Raw genomic sequence first — 215 nt, forward strand, 5'->3', positions numbered from 1 at the left:
GGAGGTCCTCGACATCGAGAATCACGGTGCATACGCCATCGTCCGAAAGCACCCACCTGATCCGGATGATGACGGCGTGAATACGGAGATTACCTCCCTCTATCACGTCCGACGGGAGCCACAAATCGACGGCACGGAATCGCTACACTGGGCGTATCTCGGGGACGTCCACAATAACGCGCAGACCCGGTGTGAAAGCTGCGGACGAACGCTCG

The 215-nt window shown here is 59.1% G+C and carries 1 pseudogene; it reads left to right on the forward strand.

Going from position 1 to position 215, the window contains the following annotated elements:
• Window positions 1–215 (forward strand): annotated as a pseudogene (locus EXE42_RS20110) (zinc ribbon domain-containing protein); the annotation flags it as partial.

The organism is Halorubrum sp. SP3 (assembly GCF_005435195.1).
In the GTDB taxonomy this organism is placed as follows: domain Archaea; phylum Halobacteriota; class Halobacteria; order Halobacteriales; family Haloferacaceae; genus Halorubrum; species Halorubrum sodomense.